This is a genomic window from Silanimonas sp. (assembly GCF_027530345.1).
Classification (GTDB): Bacteria; Pseudomonadota; Gammaproteobacteria; order Xanthomonadales; family Xanthomonadaceae; genus Silanimonas.
Window position 1 is genome coordinate 47,267 of the sequence record NZ_JAPZQK010000023.1, and the last position, 21,016, is coordinate 68,282.

The window sequence follows — 21,016 nt, forward strand, 5'->3', positions numbered from 1 at the left end:
TCGGCATCAAGGGCGCGTCACCGGGCCTGCCGAACGGATTTAGCCGGGATTCGGTCCTCGCCGGACGGTGCCGCCGGAGGCAGGGTCACGGGGCGCTTCGCGCGCGGCGTGACCGTCGGCGGCTCGATGCGGAGCACGCGGCCGTTGCTGTCGTCGGTCAGGGCGTAGACATTGCCGTCCGCGCCGACACGCACGTCGCGGATGCGCCAGTTCAGGCCCGAGAGCAGTTGCTCCTGCGCCACGACGCGGTTATCGGCATCGAGACGGAGCCGATGGACGCTTCGCGAGACGAGCCCGCCCACCAGCACGCTGCCCATCCACTCCGGCGATTTCGGGTGGTTGTAGAAGGCGAGGCCGCTCGTACCGATCGAGGGAACCCAGTAGTGCTGTGGTTGCTCGAGGCCGGCTGCACTGGTGCCCGTGGCTTCCGGAATCGGGCGGTCGTCGTAGCCGATGCCCCAGGTGATCGTCGGCCAGCCGTAGTTGAGGCCGCGGCCGACGCGGTTGAGTTCGTCGCCGCCCTTCGGGCCGTGCTCGTTCATCCACAGCTGTCCGGTCACAGGATGGAAGGCCATGCCCTGCGGGCTCCGGTGGCCGGTGGACCAGATCTCCGGCAGCCACGCGCTGTTGCCGACGAAGGGATTGTCGGCGGGCACGGTACCGTCGGTACGGATGCGGAGGATCTTGCCTTGGTGCTGGTTCTGCCGCTGCGCGGTCGCATTGCTGAAGTTGTCGCCCGAGCTGACGTAGAGGAATCCATCAGGGCCGAACGCGAGGCGCGAACCGAAATGCCCCTGCGTGTTGAGCTTGGGCGTCACGCGGAAGATCACGCTGCCATTCACGAGGCCGGTGCCACCCGCGTTCAACTCGGCCCGAAACACCGCGGTGCCGGCCGTACCGTTCGTCCCCGGCTCGGCGAAGCTGAGGTAAACGCGACGGTTGGTGGCGAAGGCCGGATCGAGTGCCACGTCCAGCAGGCCGCCCTGGCCCTGGGCGAACACCGCGGGCACGCCGGTGAGGGCGGTGGAGACACCGCCCTGCGGCGTGACGACCCTCAGGCGCCCCGGACGCTCGCTGACGAGGAAACTGCCGTCCGGCAGGAAGGCGAGGCCCCAGGCGTTCTGCAGACCCGTGGCGATGGTCGTGACGCGCACGGTGCCGAGTTGGCTGCTCGTGTTCTGGGTGTTGGCCTGCGCCGCGGCGGCCGAGGGCCAGAGAGCGGTGGCAACCAGGGAGCCGAGGGCGATGACGAGTGCAGTCCGGCGCATGGGGATGGCCTCCGGGGGAAGGAGGCCAGAGGCTAGCGCGCCCTCGCTGCCGCGACGTTAACGCGGCGTTGTTGCGCCGCGACACGCCGATGCGGCGGCGCGGCCGGCCACCACCCCGCTCGCGAAGCAGGCGGTGAGCAGGTAGCCGCCGGTCGGGGCGTCCCAGTCGAGCATTTCCCCGCAGGCGAACCAGCCGGGCAGGGCGCTCAGTCCGAGCTGCGCGTCGAGCGCGCCCATGGCGAGTCCACCCGCCGTGCTGATGGCCTCGGCGATGGGCCGCGGTGCACCGAGACGCAGGGGCAGACGCTTGATGGCCTGCGCCAAACGCCCGGCGTCCGCGAGGTCGGCAGGCGGCAGCCGCTCGCGCAGCAGGGCCGCTTTTGCGCCGTCGAGCTTCAGTCGGCGGCGCAGGACCTCGCTGAGCGAGCGACCCTCGCGAGGTTTGGCCAGCGCATCGCGGACACGCTCCAGCGGTAGCCCGGGGACGAGGTCCAGCCCGATGTCCACGTAGCCGTCCCGACGCAAGGCGGCCCGCAGGTCCGGGCCGATGGCGTAGATGAGGCTGCCTTCGATGCCGTGGGCCGACAGGACGCATTCGCCCTGCAATTGGCGTTCGCGTCCACTGGCGTCCCGCCAATGCGCGATGACCGGCTTCAGTGGTGCGCCGGCGAACTTCGTGGCGATGAAGGCGCTCCACGCCACGTCGAAGCCGCAGTTGGAGGCTTCCAGCGGCACCGTGGGCACCCCGCGCTCGGCCAGCCACGGCAGCCAAGCACCGTCGGAGCCGAGTTGCGGCCAGCTGCCCCCGCCGAGGGCCAGCACCACGGCCGGGGCCTGGAGACGTCTCGGCCCGTCGGGGCCTTCGAGCAGGGCATGACCGTCGCCATCGAATCCCTTCCAGCGTTGCCGCATGTGCATGCGGACGCCGTCCTGCTTCAGGCGGGCCACCCAGGCACGCAGCAGCGGCGCGGCCTTCATGTCGTGAGGAAAAACCCGGCCGGAGGTGCCGACGAAGGTCTCGACACCGAGTTCTCGCGCCCAGGCACGGAGCTGTTCACTGTCGAAGGCGTCCAGCCAGTGTGCGACCTCGCCTGCGCCCCGGCTGTAGCGCTGCTCGAACCGGGGGCGCGGATCGCCATGGGTGAGATTCAATCCCCCGCGTCCGGCGATGAGGAATTTCCGGCCCACCGACGGCTTGGCCTCGAACAGGTCGACTTCGACGCCCGCACGGCGGGCCACCTCCGCGGCCATGAGACCGGCCGGCCCGCCGCCGATGATGGCGACGCCGCGGCAAACCCATACCTCGGTGTTCGCGTCGCTCACGGAACCGCGCTCAACGCGCCGGCTCGACGGCCAGCAGTTCGACCTCGAAGATCAGGGGCTGGTGCGGCGGAATCACATCGCCCGCGCCGCGGCTGCCGTAGCCGAGGTCGGCCGGAATCGCGAGCTCGCGCACCTCGCCGACCTTCATGCCCACGACGCCCTCGTCCCAGCCGCGGATGACCACGCCACGCCCCAGGGGGAAGTCGAAGGCCTCGCCTCGAGGACGCGAGCTGTCGAACTCCGTGCCTTTCCGGCCGGCGACGCGCTCGTCGTAAAGCCAGCCGGTGTAGTGCACGCGGACGGTGTCACCGCTGCGCGCCACGGCACCATCGCCTGCGCGCAGCACGGCGATCTCGAGATCAGCCGGGCTGCCGCCCGCGGGAGGTCCCTCGGGAGCGCGGCAGCCGGCGAGCAGCGCGGCCGCGAGGGCCAGCGCCGCGAAGGGCAGGAAACGGATCATTGTTCGGTCAAGGTGATCGTGTAGTTGCCGTTCTGGTTGCCGTTCGTCCCGACGAAGATCTGGTACTGGCCCGGCGCGAACATGCCGCTGATCTCCGCGTCGAGATCACCGTGGCTGTCGTCGTCGCACCAGGTGCGGTTCGGCCCGACCACCACCATCGTGGAGTCGGTGGTGCTCTCGACGAAGATCTTCAGGTTCAACGCCGACGTCACCGTGAGGCGATGGTCGGGCGTGGTGTCGATGGTGCCCACGCAGGCCTTGCCGAAGCTGCGCGCATCGCGTGAGCCGCCGGTTTCGCCGCGGCTGCGCTGCGGGTCCGGGGTGAAGCCCGCGCCCAGCGTGAAGTCGCGGTAGGCCTCGATGCTGCCGTCGTCGCCGGCGCCGCGGCTGGTCCCGCCGACGTTCTCGGTGAGGGTGAGCGTGTACTGGCCGGTCTGGCCAAGGTGGCCGACGTAGACCTCGTAGCGGCCGGGGCGGAGCATCGCGTTGATCTCGGCGTCGAGCTCACCGCGGCTGTCGTCGTCGCAGAACGTGCCCGAAGGACCGCGCATCACGAGGGTCGAGTCGGTGGTGCTGGTGGTGTAGAGCTTCAAGTTGACCGCGCTGGTGACCGTGATGACGTGGTCGGGCGTGGTGTCGATGCTGCCACTGCACTGGCCGCCGAAGGCTTGCGCGGCGTCGCGCGCGCCACCCGTGGTGCCGGTGCCGGTCTGCGGGTCGGGCGTGAAGCCGGAGCCGATGCTGAAGTTGCGATAGTCCGAGGCCGTTGCGAGACCGGCGCCAAGGGCGATGGATTGCGCGGCGGTGCGGCGGAGGGCGATGCGGTTCATGGCGGCTCTCGTGGTGGTTGCCGGGAAGTCTGGCAACGAGAGGACCAAAGTCAAGCTGTATCGGACGCGATTGGCACGGCGATAATCCGAGGCCTCGCCAATGCCCGTTCCCGGCGACCGTCGAGCCCGCATGCCTTCGATCCTCAACATCGCCGCCTACCGGTTCGTCGCGATCGACGACGCGGCAACCCTCCGCGGGCCGATCGCCGCGCGTGCCGAAGCGGCGGGCCTCAAGGGCACCGTGCTGGTGGCGCCCGAGGGGATCAATCTCTTCCTCGCCGGCGAGCCTTCGGCGCTGCGCGGCTTCCTCGCGTGGTTCGAGGACGACGCCCGGTTTGCTGGCCTGGCCGCCAAGGAGAGCTGGAGCGAGGCCGTTCCTTTCGCAAGGCTCAAGGTGAAGCTCAAGCGCGAGATCATCGCCTTCCGTCGCGATGGTATCGAGCCGATCAGAGCGCCGGCGCCTTTCGTCGATCCGTGCACGCTGAAGCGTTGGCTCGACGCGGGGCGCGACGATACGGGCCGGCCGGTCGTCCTGCTCGACACGCGCAATCGCGAGGAAGTGGCCCACGGCACCTTCGACGGTGCGCTCACCCTGCCGATCGACGACTTCGTGCAACTGCCGGAGGCGCTCGAAGCCGAACGCCATCGGTTGGCCGGTGCCACCGTGGTGAGCTTCTGTACCGGCGGCATCCGCTGCGAGAAGGCTGCGCCCTTGCTCCGTGATCTGGGCTTTGGCGACGTGCGCCAGCTTGAAGGCGGCATCCTCGGCTACTTCGAGGCGGTCGGCGGCGCGCACTGGCAGGGCGGATGCTTCGTCTTCGACGAGCGGGTCGCCTTAGGGCCGGATCTGTCGCCGGTGGGCAAGGGCGGCGAGGCCGCCTAGACTCGGCGAGCTTCCCTGCCGCCGTGCTCCGCTCCGCTCCGGGGCGAGCCGTCACGCCCCGCCAACCCGGAACCGTCCGCCTCATGACCGCCACGCCGCTGCTCATCACCTTCGGCCTCTACCTGCTGGTGATGGTGGGCATCGGCGTCTGGGCCTGGTGGCGCACCCGCAGCTTCGACGACTACATCCTCGGCGGGCGCTCGCTCGGCAGCGTGGTCACGGCGCTTTCGGCTGGCGCCTCCGACATGAGCGGCTGGCTGCTGATGGGCCTGCCCGGCGCGCTCTACATCGGCGGCGCGTCGGAGGCGTGGATCGCGATCGGCCTCGTCATCGGCGCCTGGGCGAACTGGAAGTACGTGGCCGGCCCGCTGCGCGTCTACACTGAGCGCACGAAGAACGCGCTGACGCTGCCGGACTACTTCACCCACCGCTTCGAGGACCAGGCCAAGCTGCTCCGCGTTTTCTCGGCGACGGTCATCCTCGTTTTCTTCGCCATCTACTGCGCCAGCGGCATCGTCGCCGGCGCGCGATTGTTCGAGAGCGTGTTCGGCCTGCCGTATGCCGAGGCGATCTGGTGGGGTGCGGCGGCCACCATCCTCTACACGCTGATCGGTGGCTTCCTCGCCGTGAGCTGGACCGACACGGTGCAGGCGACGCTGATGATCTTCGCGCTGCTCCTCGTGCCGGTGATGGTGGTGCTGGGCAGCGGCGGCCTCGACGCCAGCCTCGCACTGATCGGCGAAACCGCCCCCGCCAAGCTCGATCCGTTCAACGGCGGCGCGCTCGGCCTGGTGGGCATCGTCTCGCTGCTCGCCTGGGGCCTCGGCTACGTGGGGCAGCCGCACATCCTCGCGCGATTCATGGCCGCCGATTCGCTGAAGAGCATTCCGGCGGCGCGACGCATCGGCATGACGTGGATGGTCCTCTGCCTCGGCGGCGCGATGGCCGTTGGCTTCTTCGCCAACGCCTACTTCGCCGTTCATCCCGAGCACGTCGGCGAGGTCGCGGCGAACAGCGAGCGGGTGTTCATCCAGCTCTCGACCGTGCTTTTCAATCCATGGGTGGCCGGCGTGCTGCTCTCCGCCATCCTCGCCGCGATCATGAGCACCCTGAGCTGCCAGCTGCTGGTGTGCAGCAGCGCACTCACCGAGGATTTCTACAAGGGCTTCGTGCGGCCGCAAGCCGGGCAGGGCGAGCTGGTGTGGTTCGGACGCGCGATGGTCGCCGCTGTTTCTCTGCTGGCGATCTGGATCGCCCGCGATCCGGACAGCAAGGTGCTCGGGCTGGTGGCCTACGCGTGGGCCGGCTTCGGCGCCGCGTTCGGGCCGGTGGTGATCCTGTCGCTGTTCTGGGGCCGCATGACCCGCAATGGCGCGTTGGCGGGCATGGTCGCAGGTGCCACGACGGTGATCCTCTGGAAGGAACTTGTCGTCGCGGGTGGCCACAGCAGCCTCTACGAGATCGTTCCGGGCTTCATCGCCGCCGCCATCGCCATCGTCGTGGTGAGTCGTTTCGGAGTGGGCCCCAGCGAGGCCATGCGCGAGCGCCATGACGGCGTGCGCGAGACGCTGCGGGCCGAAGGCTACTGAGGCGAGACGAGATGGCCGCGAACAAGACCCAGGCAACCGCGGCCAGCGTCGAGGCCTACTTCGATGAGCGGGCGTCCGAGGCGCAGCGTCCGGACTGCGAGGCGCTGGTCGCGTTGCTGTCTCGCCTCACTGGCGAACCGGCGGTCCTGTGGGGCCCGAGCATCGTCGGGTTCGGCCGCTACCGTTACCGCTACGAGAGCGGCCGCGAGGGCGAGATGTGCCTAGCCGGCTTTGCTGTGCGCGGCAAGGAGCTGGTGGTCTACGTCGACGCGGAAAGGGAAGCGCAGCAGGCGCGCCTCGCCACGCTGGGGAAACACCGGATCGGCAAGTCCTGCCTTTACGTCAAGCGACTCGCCGATCTGGACCTGGCCGTGCTCGAAGCGCTGGTGGCGGGATCGATCGCCGAAACGCGGCGTCGGTACGGGTGAGCCGGTGGGCCGGGCGCGATGCACCGCGCCCGTGGCGGATCACTCGCCGCGCGGCTTGCCCTTGAATCCCGGCTTGAAGTTGCCGCCCTTGTAGCCGCCGGGCTTGAAGCCGCCCTTCTTCGGGAAGCGCGGTGCCGCGCCTTCGAGCTCGCCGCTGTCGTCCTTCGACGGGTCGTAGGCCTTGAGCATCAGGGCCTGGCCGGCGACGCGCACCTTCTTCAGGTGGGCCATGATTTCCTTCGGCATGCCCTCCGGCAGATCGACCAGCGTGTCGTTGGTGCGGATGTTGATGCGGCCGATGTGCCCGGCTTCGAGGCCGGCCTCGTTGGCGATGGCACCGACGATGTTGCCCGGCTTCACCTGGTGGGCGTGGCCCACGGCGATCCAGTAGGTCGCGAAACCCGGCTCCGGCGCGCGCGGCGCGTCGAACTTGGCCGGACGCGGCTTCGGCGGGCCGTCCTCGCGCGGGGTGCGCATCTCGGGGCGCCAGCTCATCGGCTCGCCGCGCGGCTGGCGCGGCAACTTGTCGAAGTCCACGCGCTCGCGGCGCTCCGGACGCTCGCCGCGCTCTTCCCGCTCCATACGCGGCTCGCGGGCGTTCGGATCGAGCAGCAAGGACGTATCGCCCTGCACCAGCCGGGCCAGCGCCGCGGCGATCTCGATGGCCGGCACGTTGTGCTCGGTCTCGTAGCGCTCGACGAGGGCGCGGAAGGGCTCGATGCCCTCCAGCTGGCGTGCCTGGGTGATGCGGTCGAGGAAGCGGCTGATCCGCGAATCGTTGACGGCCTGCACGGAGGGCAGTGTCATCGGCTCGATCGGCTGGCGCGTGGCGCGCTCGATGGCCTTCAGCATGCCGCGCTCGCGCGGGCTGACGAACAGGATGGCTTCGCCACTGCGCCCGGCGCGGCCTGTGCGGCCGATGCGGTGGACGTAGCTCTCGGTGTCGTAGGGGATGTCGTAGTTGAGGACGTGACTGATGCGCTCCACATCGAGGCCGCGGGCCGCGACGTCGGTGGCCACCAGGATGTCGATCTTGCGGTCCTTGAGCTGCTGGATCGTGCGCTCGCGCTGCGCCTGCTGCACGTCGCCGTGGATGGCGGCGGCGGCCAAGCCGCGGGCGGCCAGCTTCTCGGCGAGCTCCTGCGTGGCCTGCTTGGTGCGCGCGAAGATGATCATCGCGTCGTAGGTCTCGGCCTCGAGGATGCGGGTGAGGGCATCGAGCTTGTGCAGGCCGCTGACCATCCACATCCGCTGGCGGATGTTGGTGGCCGTGGTGGTCTTGGCCTTGATGGCCACTTCCACCGGGTCCTTGAGGTAGGTCTGGGCGATGCGCTTGATCGGCGGCGGCATGGTCGCCGAGAAGAGGGCGACCTGGCGCTCGGGCGGGGTCTTCTTCAGCACCGCCTCGACGTCGTCGATGAAGCCCATGCGCAGCATCTCGTCGGCTTCGTCGAGGACGAGCGCCTTCAGCTTCGAGAGGTCCAGCGAGCCGCGCTCAAGGTGGTCGATCACGCGGCCGGGCGTGCCGACGACAACGTGGACACCACGCTTGAGGGCGCTCAGCTGCGGCCCATAGGCCTGGCCGCCGTAGATCGGCAGCACCTGGAAGCCGGGGATGAACGCGGCGTACTTCTGGAAGGCCTCGGCGACCTGGATCGCGAGTTCGCGGGTCGGGGCGAGCACCAGCACCTGCGGCGCGCCGGCGGCGCTGTTGCCGATGCGAGTCAGCAGGGGCAGGGCGAAGGCGGCGGTCTTGCCGGTGCCGGTCTGCGCCTGGCCGAGGACGTCGCGGCCGTCCAGCAGCGGCGGGATGGTCGCGGCCTGGATGGGGGAGGGCGACTCGTAGCCCACGGCGGCGAGTGCCTTCATCAGGGCATCGGACAGGGCAAGGTCGGCAAAGCGCAGCGAGGGCGCTTCGTTGGAAGTTTCGGTATCGGCGCTCATGGCGGCCTCGAGAGTGCCGGCTGAAGCGCCCGGCGGGAAGGGCGCGGAGTTTACCCGACCTTCGGGCCCGCCACCCCAACGGGAGCCAACCGGCGGTTTGGCCGGGCGGGGAGGCTCTGCGGCCACCGCGTAAACTGCCACCCATGCCTCTGCTCACCTTGAATCGCGTCGACTACGGCGTCGGCGGCCCGCGCCTGCTCGACGGTGTCGACCTCGCCATCGAACCCGGCGAACGCATCGCCCTGATCGGCCGTAACGGCGCCGGGAAGTCCACGCTCCTGAAACTGATCGCGGGGGAGATCGTCCCTGACGACGGTGAGCGCCGCCTCGAAGGCGGGGTGCGCGTGGCCCGACTCGAGCAGGAAGTGCCGGCGCATCTCGACGGCTCGATCTACGACGTCGTCGCCGACGGCCTCGGCTCGGTGGGCCACGACATTGCCGAATTCCACCACCTCAGCCATGCCGACGAGATCGACATGGACGCGCTCGGCCGGGTGCAGGCCCGCATCGACGCCGCCGACGGTTGGCGGCTCGAGGCCAAGGTCGATGCCACGCTCACGAAGCTCGGGCTCGACGGCGAACTGCCCTTCTCCGCGCAGTCGGGCGGCCTGAAGCGCCGCGTGCTGCTGGCTCGCGCCTTCGTGGCCGAGCCGCAGATCCTGTTGCTGGACGAGCCCACCAACCACCTCGACATCGCGGCCATCGAGGCGCTGGAAGCCGCGCTGCTCGACTACAAGGGCTCGATCGTCTTCGTCACCCACGACCGGCGTTTCCTCAAGGCGCTGGCGACGCGGATCGTGGAAATCGACCGGGGCTCGTTGTCGAGCTGGCCGGGCGACTGGGCGAACTACCTTCGTCGGCAGGAAGAGCGCGCCCATTCGGAAGCGCAGGAGAACGCCAAGTTCGACAAGCTGCTGGCGCAGGAAGAGGTCTGGATCCGCCAGGGCATCAAGGCCCGCCGCACCCGCGACGAGGGCCGCGTGCGCCGCCTCGAGGCCATGCGCCGCGAGCGCGCCGAGCGCCGCGACAAGACCGGCAACGTGAAGATGGCGCTGGCGGAAGGCCAGCAGAGCGGCCGCAAGGTCATCGAGACCCAAGGACTCACTTTCGGCCACGGCGAGCGAACGCTCGTCCGCGACCTCGATCTCACGGTGATGCGCGGCGACCGCATCGGCCTGATCGGCCCGAACGGCAGCGGCAAGACCACGCTGATCAAGCTGCTGCTGGGCGACCTCCAGGCGCAAGCCGGCGAAGTGAGGCAGGGCACCGGCCTGCAGGTGGCCTACTTCGACCAGTACCGGATGGCGCTGCGAGAAGACTGGAACGCGCTCGACAACGTTTCGCAGGGTGCGGAGTTCGTCGAGGTCGGCGGGCAGCGCAAGCACGTCATGGGCTACCTGCAGGACTTCCTGTTCACGCCCGAGCGCGCCCGCGCGCCGATCCACAAGCTCAGCGGCGGCGAGCGGAATCGCCTGCTGCTGGCTCGGCTTTTTGCGCAGCCCTCGAACCTGTTGGTGATGGACGAACCCACCAACGACCTCGACGTCGAGACGCTGGAGCTGCTGGAGGAACTGCTCGGCGAGTACCCGGGCACCCTGCTGCTGGTCAGCCATGACCGCGACTTCATCGATTCGGTGGCGACTTCGACGCTGGTGATGGAAGGGAACGGCCGCGTCGGTGACTACGTCGGCGGCTACACCGACTGGCTGCGGCAGCGCCCGGCGGCGAGCGTCGCCGCGACCTCGGGGGCCGTGGCCAAGTCCGCACCGCCAGCACCCGCGGCACGACCGGTGCCGGCACCTGAACCCGCCAAGCCCGCTGCACCGAAGCGCAAGCTCGGGTTCAAGGAGCAGCGCGAACTCGAAGCCTTGCCGGGGCGCATCGACGCCCTCGAGAACGAGATGGCGTCGCTCACTGATGCCCTGACAGCGCCGGGTTTCTACGCGAAGGATAGTGCGGCCCAAGCCGCCCACCATTCGCGGATGGCCGCCGCGCAGGCGGAACTTGATGCCGCGTTCGCCCGCTGGAGCGAACTCGACGGCTGAGGCTGCCGCCGCCGTCGAGGCGGCGACGCGGGTTCAGGCCACGCGCTCGAGCACGAGACCAATTGAACGCGGCGGTTCGCCGCGATTGCGCAGGGCGTCGCCAAGCGAGGCCTGTTCCGAGTAGGCGTTCGCAGCGGCTTCGCGGCGGGCCAGCTCGGCCCGCGCCCGCTGCTCGATCCGGGCGCCCAGCTTGGCGATGGCCAGGTCGGCCCCCGAAGGTTCGGCTGGAGCGAGCGCGGCGGCTTGGATCCGCTCGCCTTTTTCGAGATTCGCTTCTGGATCGTCACTGGTCTCGCTGGTGTCGATCTCGACGCTGCCGCCCACCGCGTAGCGCTTGCCGTCCGGGCCGGTGATGTAGCTGTAGCTGGGGCCGGACTTCAGCAGGCCGCCGGCGGCCGCCATGTGGGCCTGTTCGTGCTGGCGCACTTCGCGGTCGCGGGCCTGGAGCTGCTGGATGGCCACCCGCGTGCGTGCGTCCTCGAGCGGGTTCCGCGGGCTGCCGGCAGTCACCGGGACGGCGGCACGAAGGGTCTGCGGCTGGGTCGATGCCGGCGCCAAGGCCACCGCCGGCAATGGCGCAGCCACCGCCTCCGTCTTGGACGGGGCGGACGCGGGGGCCGAAGGAGCGATGGACGGGCCGATCAGCATGGGCAGTCCGGTGCGCGGAACACCGGCACCTTACGCCCGCCGGAGCCCCCGTGTCGTGATGCGGCGCACGATCGGCCCGGGTCAGCCCCCGACCATGCAGAACGCGTTGAACTTGTTGCCGTCGAGGTCGCGGAAGTAGGCGGCGTAGAAGCCGCCGCCGCGGGGGCCGGGGGCCCCCTCGTCCGTGCCGCCGAGCGCCAGGGCCTTGGCGTGGACCGCGTCGACGTGGGCCGGATCGCGGCAGGCCAGGGCGAGCATGCTGCCGTTGCCGACCGTCGCCGGCTGGCCATCGAAGGGGTAGAGCACGCCGAAGCCGGTGCCGCCGTCCTTGCCCTCCCATGCCTTGAACTTGCCGGGCTCCTCCATGAACACCTTGGCCTCCATCAGGACGAGCAGGGCATCGAAGAAAGCGACGGCGCGATGGATGTCGCGTGTTCCGAGGGTGGCGTAACCGATCATCGCGAGTCACCGGGCGTGGGGAGAAAGGCAGCCTAGCGCCCCGGCTTGCAGGGCACCACCGCGCGGCGCAGCATCGGGGCATCTTCCCGGGAGAGCGACGATGGCGAAACGAGCGGCCAGCGCGGCGATGTGGATCGGATGGGCCCTCGTGGCGGCAGGCGCGGCCTCGGCCGCCGAAGCGTCGAATCCGCGTCGATGGGTGATCACCGTTGACAACGGCACCGTGGCCGGTGAACAGACGCTTGCCTGCGACGCCACCGGCGAATGCCGCGGACGCTTCATCTTCAAGGACAACGGCCGCGGCCCGGAGCTGGACGAGGTGTTCCGGATCGCCGACGACGGTAGCCTGCTCAGCTACCGCGCCACTGGGGCGACGACCTTCGGTTCGAAGGTGGACGAGCGCTTCGAAGTGCTGGGCCAAAAGGCGAGCTGGTCGAGCAGCACGGAGCAGGGCGAAAGCGACGCGCCGGGTGGACGCCTGTACGTGCCGTTCAGCCAAAGCGTGGCGCTCGCCGAAGTGATGTTCCAGGCCGCGGCGAGGCGCGGGAACACCCTCGACCTGCTGCCCTCGGGGCGGATGACCCAGCGAGAGATCACGCGCACCACGGTCGGCGAAGGGGCGAGCCGTCGCGAGGTCGCACTGATCGCCCAGAGCGGCTTGGGGCTCACGCCCTCGTTCGGCTGGGTCACCACCGGGGACGAACCGACCTTTTTCGGGTTCATCGTCCCGGGTTATCTCGCCGCGCTACCCGAGGGCTACCAGGCCGACGAGAAGCGCCTCGGCGAACTCCAGCTGGCCGCGGAGGCCGAGATCCTCGGCGGATTGAACCAGCGGCTCGCGACCCCGATGCCCGGTCTCTCGGTGATTCGAAACGCGCGGGTGTTCGACAGCGAGTCGGCCACCTTGGGCGAGGGGCTGAGCGACGTTTATGTGCTGCGCGGCCGCATCGCCGCCGTGCTGCCCGCCGGCAGCGATGGCCGTGGCGCCGCGCGCACACTCGATGCCGAGGGGCGCGTCCTGCTGCCCGGCCTGTTTGACATGCATGGCCACGTCGGTCGCTGGGAAGGTGGCCTCAACCTCGCCGCTGGCGTCACGACGGTGCGCGACATGGGCAACGACAACGCCACGGTGCAACGCATCATCGACGAGACCGCGCGTGGCGAGGTGTTCGGACCGCAGGTCGTACCGGCCGGTTTCCTCGAGGGCGAGAGCCCGTACTCGGCGCGGAACGGCTTCGTGGTGAGCACGCTGGAGGAAGCGAAGTCCGCCGTCGACTGGTACGCCGCCCGCGGCTATCCGCAGATCAAGGTCTACAACAGCTTCCCGCGCCAGCACCTGCGCGAAACCGTGGCTTACGCCCACTCGCGCGGCCTGCGCGTCAGCGGCCATGTGCCGGCCTTCCTGCGCGCACGCACCGTCGTCGAGTACGGCTTCGACGAGCTGAACCACGTCAACCAGGTGCTGCTCAACTTCCTCGTCAACGACAAGACCGACACGCGCACGCTGGAGCGCTTCTACCTTCCGGCGGCGCGCACTGGCGAGATCGACTTCGACAGCGCGCCGGTCCAGGACTTCATCCGGCTGCTCGTCGAGAAAAAGACCGTCGTCGATCCGACCCTCGCCACCTTCGATTTCCTGCGGCAGAAGGACGGTACGGTGTCGCCGGCCTACGCTGCGGTGGCCGACCACTTCCCGCCGAGCGTGCAGCGCGGCTTCCGCAGCGGCGGCATGGAGATTCCCGACGACGCAACGCAACAGCGCTACGAGAAGAGCTATCTGGCGATGATCGATTTCATCGGCCGCCTGCACCGGGCCGGCGTGCCGCTCGTGGCCGGCACCGACGCCATGGCCGGGTTCACCCTGCAGCGCGAGCTCGAGCTGTACACGATGGCTGGCATCCCCGCGAACGAAGTGCTGCAGATCGCCACGCGCAACGCCGCCCGCTACAGCGGACTCGCCAGCGAGCGTGGCCGCATCGCGAAAGGCTTCGTCGCCGACCTCGCCCTCGTCGACGGCGACCCGACCGCGGACATCACCGCACTCCGGCGTATGGTGACGGTGGTGACGCAGGGCAAGCACATCGACCCGACCGCCGTCTACCGAGAATTGGGCATCAAACCCTTCGTCGATGGCGGCCCGCGATGGGTGGAAACCGGCCCTGCGACGCCGTCGGGAGCATCGAGCGGCCGTTGAGACCGCGTACACTTCGAGCTTTCACTCAGTCGCTGGACCGACCGACCCCATGAGCGCCTCGAACGCCGCCCCCAACCCCGAACTTTCCGCCCTGGCCACGGCTGCAGCGAACTCGGGACCTGACGGGGCGGCGCTGTCGCGCTTCGTCGAACGGTTCTACGCCCGCGTGCCGCAGGAAGATCTCGTGCTGCGCCAAGCCGAGGCCTGGTTGGCGGTAGCCCGGGACATGCTGGCCTTCGCCGAGGGTCGCGCCGCCGGCGCGCCGAAGCTCCGGATGCTGAATCCGGAGACCTCGCCGCAGGGCTTCGGCAGCTCGCCCACCGTGCTGCAGATCGCCAACGACGACATGCCCTTCCTCGTCGATTCGGTGAGCATGGCGCTGGCCGAGCGTGGCATCGGCATCCACCTGCTGGTGCACCCGGTGATCGACGGTGAATCGTTGATGCACATCGAGATTGACCGCCAGGCGACGGAGGACTTCGCCGGCATCCAGCAGGGCATCGAAGGCGCCCTCGCCGACGTGCGCGCCTGCGTGCAGGATTGGGCGGCGATGCGCGACATCATGGTGCGTGCCGCCGACGAGATGTCGACCCGCGCGCTGCCGGTCAACGACGTCATCCGCGCGGAGTCGCAGGATTTCCTCCGCTGGGCCACGGACAACCACTTCACCTTCCTCGGCTACCGCGAATACCGCGTGTCGGGCGACGGCGCGGAGCGCATGCTCGCCCCGGTGGAGGGCAGCGGCCTCGGCCTGATGCGCCACGCCTCCGCCCAGCGCCCGCGTGCGGTCAGCGAGTTCGTTGCGCCCCGCCAGGCGGGCGAGCGCGACGTGCTGATCCTGACCAAGACGAACGCCCGCGCGACGGTCCATCGCCCGGGTTACATGGATTACATCGGCGTGCTGGTCTACGACGAGAACGGCGTCGCCGTGGCCGAGCAGCGGTTCCTCGGCCTGTACACCTCGGGTGCCTACAACCGCCGCCCGTGGGAGATCCCGCTGGTGCGCCGCCGGCACGACCAGATCATGGAGCGTTCGGGTCTCTCCGCCGCCAGCCACAGCGGCAAGGCCCTCCGCCATATCCTCGACACGCTGCCGCGCGACGAACTGTTCCAGAGTTCGGCGGATGAGCTCTTCACCACGGTGATGGGCATCCTCGCGCTGCAGGAGCGGGTGCGCAGCCGCCTCTTCTTGCGCCGCGACCGCTACGGTCGTTTCTTCTCGGCGTTGGTGTACATCCCGCGCGACCGCTTCAGTGGCGAGGTGCGCAACCGCATCGAGACACTGCTGCGCGACGCGTTGCAGGGCGAGCGTCTCGATTCCGGCATCAGCATCGGCGAGTCCCCGCTGGCGCAGATGTACCTCGTCATCCGACCGAAGGCGGGCGCCACGGTCGCCGCCGACGCGGCCGCCCTCGAGCAGCGCATCGCCGCCATCGTCCGCAACTGGCAGGACGGCCTGCGCGATGCGCTGGTACGGGCCAAGGGCGAGAGCGACGGCCTGCGCCTGGCCCGGCGTTTCGCCAAGGGCCTGCCGCCCGGCTACATCGATGCGGTCACGCCGGAGATGGCGGCGCAGGACCTCGTCCGCGCCGACCAGCTCGCGACCGAGAAGGACCTCGCCCTCTCGCTGTACCAGGGCGATGACGGGCTCCGCTTCAAGGCCATGCGCCTCGACCGCGTGATTGCCCTCTCCGACGCGCTGCCGATGCTCGAGAACCTCGGCCTGCGCATCCTGTCCGAACACCCCTACGAGCTCGAAGCCGACGGTCGCCTGGTGGCGATCCAGGATTTCGTGGTGCAGGCCCAGCGCCCGCTTGGCGACCTCGCCGCGGCGCGCGCCGATTTCGAACAGGCGTTCGCGCGCATCTGGTCCGGCGACGCCGAGAACGACGGCTTCAACAAGCTGGTGCTTGCCGCCGGCCTCACCTGGCGCCAGGTGGCGATGCTGCGCGGCTACGCCAAGTACCTGCTGCAGACCGGCGTGCCGTTCTCGCAGACCTACATGGAAGAGACGCTGGTGCGCTACCCGCTGGTGGCCCGTCTTCTCGCGGAGCTCTTCGAGGCGCGCTTCAACCCGGCACGCGGCGGCGCCGATGCCACCCGCAGCGCTGCAACGCGCGATTCGCTCGGCCGCGTGCTGGCCGGGCTCGCCGAGGCCGACCGCACCGCGCTCACTGCCGCCGTCGATGCCGCAGCACAGGCCACCGGACTCGATCGCAACGCCGCGATGGCGGGGATCGAAGAAGCGATGGGCGCCGTGCTGGAGAAGGTGTCGAGCCTTGACGAGGACCGCATCCTGCGCAGCCTCAAGGCGGTCATCCAAGCCACGCTGCGCACCAGCTTCCACCAGACGAAGGGCCGCGACTACATCAGCTTCAAGTTCGACCCGTCGAAGGTGCCGGACCTGCCGAAGCCCAAGCCCTACCGCGAGATCTTCGTCTATTCGCCGTGGGTCGAAGGCGTGCACCTGCGTTTCGGTCCGGTGGCGCGTGGCGGCCTACGCTGGTCGGACCGCCGCGAGGACTTCCGCACGGAAGTGCTCGGCCTCGTCAAGGCGCAGATGGTGAAGAACACGGTCATCGTGCCGGTCGGCTCGAAGGGCGGCTTCTTCCCGAAGCGCCTGCCGTCGAGCGCTGATCGCGACGCTTGGATGGCCGAGGGCATCGCCAGCTACAAGCGCTTCATCAACGGCCTGCTGGACATCACCGACAACATCGTCGAAGGCAAGATCGTCCCGCCGGTTGACGTCGTGCGTCATGACGCGGACGACCCGTACCTCGTCGTCGCCGCCGACAAGGGCACGGCCACGTTCTCCGACATCGCCAACGGCATCAGTGCCGAGCACGGCTTCTGGCTGGGCGACGCCTTCGCCTCGGGCGGCTCGGTCGGCTACGACCACAAGGGCATGGGCATCACCGCACGCGGTGGCTGGGAGTCGGTGAAGCGCCACTTCCGCGCCATGGGCCGCGACTCGCAGACGCAGGACTTCACCTGCGTGGGCGTGGGCGATATGTCGGGCGACGTATTCGGCAACGGCATGCTGCTCTCGAAGCACATCCGCCTGCTGGCGGCCTTCGACCACCGCCACATCTTCCTCGACCCGAACCCGGATTCGGCGAGGTCCTTCATCGAGCGCGACCGCCTGTTCAAACTGCCGCGTTCGAGCTGGGACGACTACGACAAGGCGCTGATCTCGGCCGGTGGCGGCATCTATCCGCGCTCTGCGAAGCACATTCCGGTCAGCCCGGAAGTTCGCGCCGCGCTCGGCATCGAGGGCGACATCGAGCAGATGACGCCCGCCCAGCTGATGAACGCCATCCTCAAGGCGCCTGTGGACCTGCTGTGGAACGGCGGCATCGGCACCTACGTCAAGGCCAGCACCGAGACCCACGCCGACGCCGGCGACCGCGCCAACAACGTCCTCCGCGTGGACGGCCGCGAGCTGCGCTGCAAGGTGGTGGGCGAGGGCGGCAACCTCGGCATGACGCAGAAGGGCCGCATCGAGGCCTGCCTCGCCGCCGGCGTGCTGCTCAACACCGACTTCATCGACAACTCGGCCGGCGTCGACACCTCGGACCACGAGGTCAACATCAAGATCCTGCTGGGCGGAGTGATGGCGCGCGGTGGCCTGACGCTCGAGCAGCGCAACACGCTGCTGGCCGAGATGACCGACGAGGTCGGCGATCTGGTGCTGAACGACAACTACCGGCAGAACCAGGCCATCAGCCTGATGGAGCGGATGAGCATCCCGCGCCTCGGCAGCTTCCAGCACCTGATCCGCACGCTGGAATCGCAGGGCCTGCTGGACCGCGCCATCGAGTTCCTGCCGTCCGACGCGGAGTTCAGCGACCGTCGCTCGCGCGGCCTCGGCCTGACGCGGCCGGAGCTGTCGATCCTTCTCAGCTACGACAAGATCGTGATCTTCAACCAGTTGCTCGACAGCGACGTCCCGGAAGATCCCTACCTGTCGCGCGAGCTGCAGCGCTATTTCCCGAAGGCGCTGCAGGAGCGCTACGCGGCCGACATGGAAGGCCACCGCCTGCGGCGCGAGATCATCGCCACGGCGGTGACCAACTCGATGGTGAACCGCATGGGTTCCACCTTCGTGCTGCGCATGCAGGAAGACACCGGCGAGCAGCCCGCGCAGATCGCCAAGGCCTACACCATCGCCCGCGAGATCCTCGACGCGCGCCAGTGGTGGTCGGCGATCGACGCGGCGGACCTCAAGGTGCCGGAATCCGCCCAGATCGACGCGCTGATGGCGGTTTGGAACCTGCTACGCCAGTACACCCGCTGGATGCTCAACCTGCCGGGCGAGCACCTCGTGATCGCCTCGATGGTCGATCGCTATTCGGCCAGCCTCGGCGAACTGCGCGCGGTGCTGCCGAAGTCGCTGCCGGGCGAAGCCAAGGCGCAATACGACGCCAGCATCGACGCCTGGATCCGCAAGGGCTTCGCGCCGGCACTGGCGGCTGATTTCGCGGCGCTGCCCTTCCTCGCCTACGGCCTCGACATCGTGCAGATCGCCTTGCAGCGCAAGCTGCCGGTCGCCGACGTCGCCCGCGTGTATTTCTCGCTCTCCGACGCGCTGCACACCAAGTGGTTGATGGACCAGGTGGAGCTGCTGCCGGTCGAAGGCCGCTGGCACGCCCAGGCCCGTGGTGCGCTGCGCGACGAACTGCAGCAGCAGCAGAGCACGCTGGTCGGCCAGGTGCTGGCCGGCAAGGGCGCCGCCGATGCCGTCGGTGCGTGGCTCTCGCGGGAGGATTCGACGCTGCGCTACACGCTGGCCATGTTCGCCGACATGCGCAACCTGCGCGGTATGGACTACGCGACGTTGCTGGTCGCGGTACGCCGCCTCGGCCAGATCGCCGCGGCCGGCGGCCGGGTCGGCTGACGGGGCCGGTCGGGATGGCGTTCTCCCGCATCGCGTTCCTGGCGAGCCCCACGGCGGAAGCCGAGGCGGCACGCCAGGCGCTCGAGGCCGTGCACGGTCCCTGCGCGCCGGCCGACGCCGAAGTGCTCGTGGCGCTGGGCGGCGATGGCTTCATGCTGCAGACCCTGCATCGGCACGGCGGGTTGGGCCTGCCGGTCTATGGCATGAAGCTCGGTACGGTCGGGTTCCTGATGAACCAGTACCGCGCTGACGGCCTGCATGAGCGATTGGCCCGCGCCCGCCACAACGTACTGCGTCCGCTCGAGATGGAGGCGGTGACCGAAGGCGGGCAGACCATCAACTCCTTGGCCTACAACGAAGTTTCGCTGTTGCGGCAGACGCGCCAGACGGCGCACCTTCGCATCGCCGTGAATGGCCAGCGCAAGCTCGACGAACTGGTGTGCGACGGCATGCTGGTGGCGACGCCGGCCGGCTCCACGGCCTACAACTACTCCGCGCACGGCCCCATCCTGCCGCTCGGCTCGGAGGTGATCGCGATGACGCCGATCGCCGCGTTCCGCCCACGCCGTTGGCGTGGTGCGTTGCTGCGCTCCGACGCCGAGATCGGCATCGAGGTGCTCGACGCGCTGAAGCGTCCAGTCAGCGCCACCGCCGATTCGCATGAGGTCCGCAACGTGGTCGAAGTGCGGATCCGCGAATCGCGCACGCACACCGTGAACCTGCTGTTCGACCCCGAGCACGACCTCGCGGACCGCATCCTCAACGAGCAGTTCGAGAGCTGATGCGTCCTCTGGTCGTCGCCATCACCGCGCGGGCGCTGTTCGACCTCGAGGACGGCCATGCGCTGTTCGAACGCGAGGGCCTCAAGGCCTATGCGGCCTATCAGCGCGAGCGTGAGGACCAACCGCTACAGCCGGGCATCGCCTTCCCGCTGGTGCGAAAGCTGCTGGCGCTGAACGCGCTGCTGCCGGCGGGCGTGCCGCCGGTCGAAGTGATCCTGCTGTCGCGAAATTCCGCCGACACCGGCCTGCGCATCTTCAACGCCATCGAGTTTTACGGTCTCGGGATCGTGCGCGCGGTGTTCACCAGCGGTGCCGACACGCACCCCTACATCCAGCCGTTCGGCGCACAGCTGTTCCTCAGCGCGAACCCCGCCAGCGTGCGCAGCGCGCTGGAACATGGCGTGGCTGCGGCGACCATCCTGCCGACCGGCCTCCCGCCGGTGGACCGCCATCCGCAGTTGCGCATCGCCTTCGACGGCGACGCCGTGATCTTCGGCGACGAGAGCGAGCGCGTCTCGCAGGAGGAAGGGCTGCAGGCCTTCCACGACCATGAGACGGAACGGGCGCTTGAACCGCTGTCAGGCGGCCCGTTCCGTGGGTTTCTTTCGGCGCTGCATACCTTGCAACAGGCCCTGCCGGCCGCCGATCCGCCGATCCGCATCGCCCTGGTCACAGCGCGTTCGGCACCGGCGCACAAGCGCGTGATCCTCACGCTGCGCGAGTGGGGCATCCGCCTCGACGAGGCCTTGTTCCTCGGGGGACGCCCGAAAGGGCCATTCCTCGACACCTTCGGTGCCGATATCTTCTTTGACGATTCGATGCACAACATCGAGAGCGCGATGCAGCACGTCGCCGCCGGCCACGTGCCGCACGGTGTCTCGAACGAGTAACGCCCGCAGCACCCCACGCGCCGACGCTGGATGCGACGGCGAACCACAGGAGGGCGCGAATGGACGGGGCAGAGGGCAAGCAACCGGACATCGCTCACCTGGCGGAGCAGCGGCTTGTCGGCCACCAGGTCGATCGCCTGTACGCCGGACTGCCCGCCATCCTGGTCAACCTCGCGGTCATGCCCGTCGTCGTCGGCGTCGCGTTCTGGGGCAGCGTGTCCCCGACGATACTCCTGCCGTGGGTGGTGGCGTCGCTGGTGGTGCTCGCGCTGCGCTATGCACTGATGAAGGCCTACCAGCGTCGGCCGCCGGGCGCGCAGGACGCGCTGCGCTAGGCGCACCGGTTCACGTTCACGTCGCTGGTCTCCGGCCTGCT

At 69.3% G+C, this 21,016-nt stretch carries 16 protein-coding genes; 9 read left to right on the forward strand and 7 right to left on the reverse strand.

Going from position 1 to position 21,016, the window contains the following annotated elements; all coding sequences use genetic code 11:
• Nucleotides 1-17: 17 nt before the first annotated feature.
• Genes O9255_RS12340 through O9255_RS12355 form a run of 4 tightly spaced genes read right to left on the reverse strand, consistent with a single transcriptional unit; the run spans nt 18 to nt 3,881 of the window.
• Nucleotides 18-1,268 (reverse strand): PQQ-dependent sugar dehydrogenase, encoded by a 1,251-nt coding sequence (locus O9255_RS12340; protein WP_297867165.1) that lies wholly within the window; start codon nt 1,266-1,268, stop codon nt 18-20.
• Between the two features lie 57 nt (nt 1,269-1,325).
• Nucleotides 1,326-2,591, reverse strand: coding sequence for a TIGR03862 family flavoprotein (locus O9255_RS12345; protein WP_297867166.1), 1,266 nt, complete (start codon nt 2,589-2,591; stop codon nt 1,326-1,328).
• A 10-nt stretch (nt 2,592-2,601) separates the two neighbouring features.
• The gene (locus O9255_RS12350) at nt 2,602-3,051 is read right to left on the reverse strand and encodes an FKBP-type peptidyl-prolyl cis-trans isomerase (protein ID WP_297867167.1); all 450 of its coding nucleotides are present in this window, start codon (nt 3,049-3,051) and stop codon (nt 2,602-2,604) included.
• Nucleotides 3,048-3,881: a hypothetical protein gene (locus O9255_RS12355; protein WP_297867168.1), complete on the reverse strand. Its 834-nt coding sequence runs from the start codon at nt 3,879-3,881 to the stop codon at nt 3,048-3,050. Before O9255_RS12355 ends, O9255_RS12350 begins: the two co-directional genes overlap by 4 nt.
• A 130-nt stretch (nt 3,882-4,011) precedes the next feature.
• Here O9255_RS12355 and O9255_RS12360 point away from each other — a divergent pair, with 130 nt between their 5' ends.
• The 3 genes from O9255_RS12360 (at nt 4,012) to O9255_RS12370 (ending at nt 6,781) form a co-directional block, all read left to right on the forward strand.
• Nucleotides 4,012-4,764, forward strand: a complete 753-nt coding sequence (locus O9255_RS12360) for a sulfurtransferase (protein ID WP_297867169.1) — start codon at nt 4,012-4,014, stop codon at nt 4,762-4,764.
• 83 nt (nt 4,765-4,847) lie between these two features.
• Complete coding sequence (gene putP, locus O9255_RS12365) at nt 4,848-6,353, forward strand: sodium/proline symporter PutP (protein WP_297867170.1); 1,506 nt, start codon at nt 4,848-4,850, stop codon at nt 6,351-6,353.
• Nucleotides 6,354-6,364: 11 nt separating this feature from the next.
• Complete coding sequence (locus tag O9255_RS12370; RefSeq protein WP_297867171.1) at nt 6,365-6,781, forward strand: DUF1801 domain-containing protein; 417 nt, start codon at nt 6,365-6,367, stop codon at nt 6,779-6,781.
• Nucleotides 6,782-6,820: 39 nt separating this feature from the next.
• Here the strand turns inward: O9255_RS12370 and O9255_RS12375 are convergent, their stop codons facing one another.
• Nucleotides 6,821-8,725 (reverse strand): DEAD/DEAH box helicase, encoded by a 1,905-nt coding sequence (locus tag O9255_RS12375; protein WP_297867172.1) that lies wholly within the window; start codon nt 8,723-8,725, stop codon nt 6,821-6,823.
• A gap of 143 nt (nt 8,726-8,868) precedes the next feature.
• On the opposite strand from O9255_RS12375, the gene O9255_RS12380 reads away from it, so the two are divergent.
• The gene (locus O9255_RS12380) at nt 8,869-10,770 is read left to right on the forward strand and encodes an ATP-binding cassette domain-containing protein (protein ID WP_297867173.1); all 1,902 of its coding nucleotides are present in this window, start codon (nt 8,869-8,871) and stop codon (nt 10,768-10,770) included.
• A gap of 33 nt (nt 10,771-10,803) precedes the next feature.
• Here O9255_RS12380 and O9255_RS12385 read toward each other — a convergent pair whose 3' ends face one another.
• Nucleotides 10,804-11,418 (reverse strand): putative metalloprotease CJM1_0395 family protein, encoded by a 615-nt coding sequence (locus O9255_RS12385; protein ID WP_297867174.1) that lies wholly within the window; start codon nt 11,416-11,418, stop codon nt 10,804-10,806.
• Nucleotides 11,419-11,499: 81 nt separating this feature from the next.
• Nucleotides 11,500-11,877 (reverse strand): VOC family protein, encoded by a 378-nt coding sequence (locus O9255_RS12390; protein WP_297867175.1) that lies wholly within the window; start codon nt 11,875-11,877, stop codon nt 11,500-11,502.
• A gap of 100 nt (nt 11,878-11,977) precedes the next feature.
• Between O9255_RS12390 and O9255_RS12395 the strand changes: the two genes are divergently transcribed.
• Genes O9255_RS12395 through O9255_RS12415 form a run of 5 tightly spaced genes read left to right on the forward strand, consistent with a single transcriptional unit; the run spans nt 11,978 to nt 20,975 of the window.
• Nucleotides 11,978-14,071 (forward strand): amidohydrolase family protein, encoded by a 2,094-nt coding sequence (locus O9255_RS12395; protein WP_297867176.1) that lies wholly within the window; start codon nt 11,978-11,980, stop codon nt 14,069-14,071.
• Nucleotides 14,072-14,120: 49 nt separating this feature from the next.
• Nucleotides 14,121-18,968, forward strand: a complete 4,848-nt coding sequence (locus O9255_RS12400; RefSeq protein WP_297867177.1) for an NAD-glutamate dehydrogenase domain-containing protein — start codon at nt 14,121-14,123, stop codon at nt 18,966-18,968.
• Between the two features lie 14 nt (nt 18,969-18,982).
• The gene (locus O9255_RS12405) at nt 18,983-19,750 is read left to right on the forward strand and encodes an NAD kinase (protein ID WP_297867178.1); all 768 of its coding nucleotides are present in this window, start codon (nt 18,983-18,985) and stop codon (nt 19,748-19,750) included.
• Nucleotides 19,750-20,640, forward strand: a complete 891-nt coding sequence (locus O9255_RS12410; protein WP_297867179.1) for a 5'-nucleotidase — start codon at nt 19,750-19,752, stop codon at nt 20,638-20,640. Before O9255_RS12405 ends, O9255_RS12410 begins: the two co-directional genes overlap by 1 nt.
• Nucleotides 20,641-20,699: 59 nt before the next feature.
• The gene (locus tag O9255_RS12415; RefSeq protein ID WP_297867180.1) at nt 20,700-20,975 is read left to right on the forward strand and encodes a hypothetical protein; all 276 of its coding nucleotides are present in this window, start codon (nt 20,700-20,702) and stop codon (nt 20,973-20,975) included.
• Nucleotides 20,976-21,016 lie beyond the last annotated feature (41 nt).

Coding starts and splice junctions, on each gene's coding strand:
- O9255_RS12340 (WP_297867165.1), bottom strand. CDS start 1,268: ATGCGCCGGACTGCACTCGTCATCGCCCTCGGCTCCCTGGTTGCCACC.
- O9255_RS12350 (WP_297867167.1), bottom strand. CDS start 3,051: ATGATCCGTTTCCTGCCCTTCGCGGCGCTGGCCCTCGCGGCCGCGCTG.
- O9255_RS12355 (WP_297867168.1), bottom strand. CDS start 3,881: ATGAACCGCATCGCCCTCCGCCGCACCGCCGCGCAATCCATCGCCCTT.
- O9255_RS12360 (WP_297867169.1), top strand. CDS start 4,012: ATGCCTTCGATCCTCAACATCGCCGCCTACCGGTTCGTCGCGATCGAC.
- putP (WP_297867170.1), top strand. CDS start 4,848: ATGACCGCCACGCCGCTGCTCATCACCTTCGGCCTCTACCTGCTGGTG.
- O9255_RS12370 (WP_297867171.1), top strand. CDS start 6,365: ATGGCCGCGAACAAGACCCAGGCAACCGCGGCCAGCGTCGAGGCCTAC.
- O9255_RS12375 (WP_297867172.1), bottom strand. CDS start 8,725: ATGAGCGCCGATACCGAAACTTCCAACGAAGCGCCCTCGCTGCGCTTT.
- O9255_RS12380 (WP_297867173.1), top strand. CDS start 8,869: ATGCCTCTGCTCACCTTGAATCGCGTCGACTACGGCGTCGGCGGCCCG.
- O9255_RS12385 (WP_297867174.1), bottom strand. CDS start 11,418: ATGCTGATCGGCCCGTCCATCGCTCCTTCGGCCCCCGCGTCCGCCCCG.
- O9255_RS12390 (WP_297867175.1), bottom strand. CDS start 11,877: ATGATCGGTTACGCCACCCTCGGAACACGCGACATCCATCGCGCCGTC.
- O9255_RS12395 (WP_297867176.1), top strand. CDS start 11,978: ATGGCGAAACGAGCGGCCAGCGCGGCGATGTGGATCGGATGGGCCCTC.
- O9255_RS12400 (WP_297867177.1), top strand. CDS start 14,121: ATGAGCGCCTCGAACGCCGCCCCCAACCCCGAACTTTCCGCCCTGGCC.
- O9255_RS12405 (WP_297867178.1), top strand. CDS start 18,983: ATGGCGTTCTCCCGCATCGCGTTCCTGGCGAGCCCCACGGCGGAAGCC.
- O9255_RS12410 (WP_297867179.1), top strand. CDS start 19,750: ATGCGTCCTCTGGTCGTCGCCATCACCGCGCGGGCGCTGTTCGACCTC.
- O9255_RS12415 (WP_297867180.1), top strand. CDS start 20,700: ATGGACGGGGCAGAGGGCAAGCAACCGGACATCGCTCACCTGGCGGAG.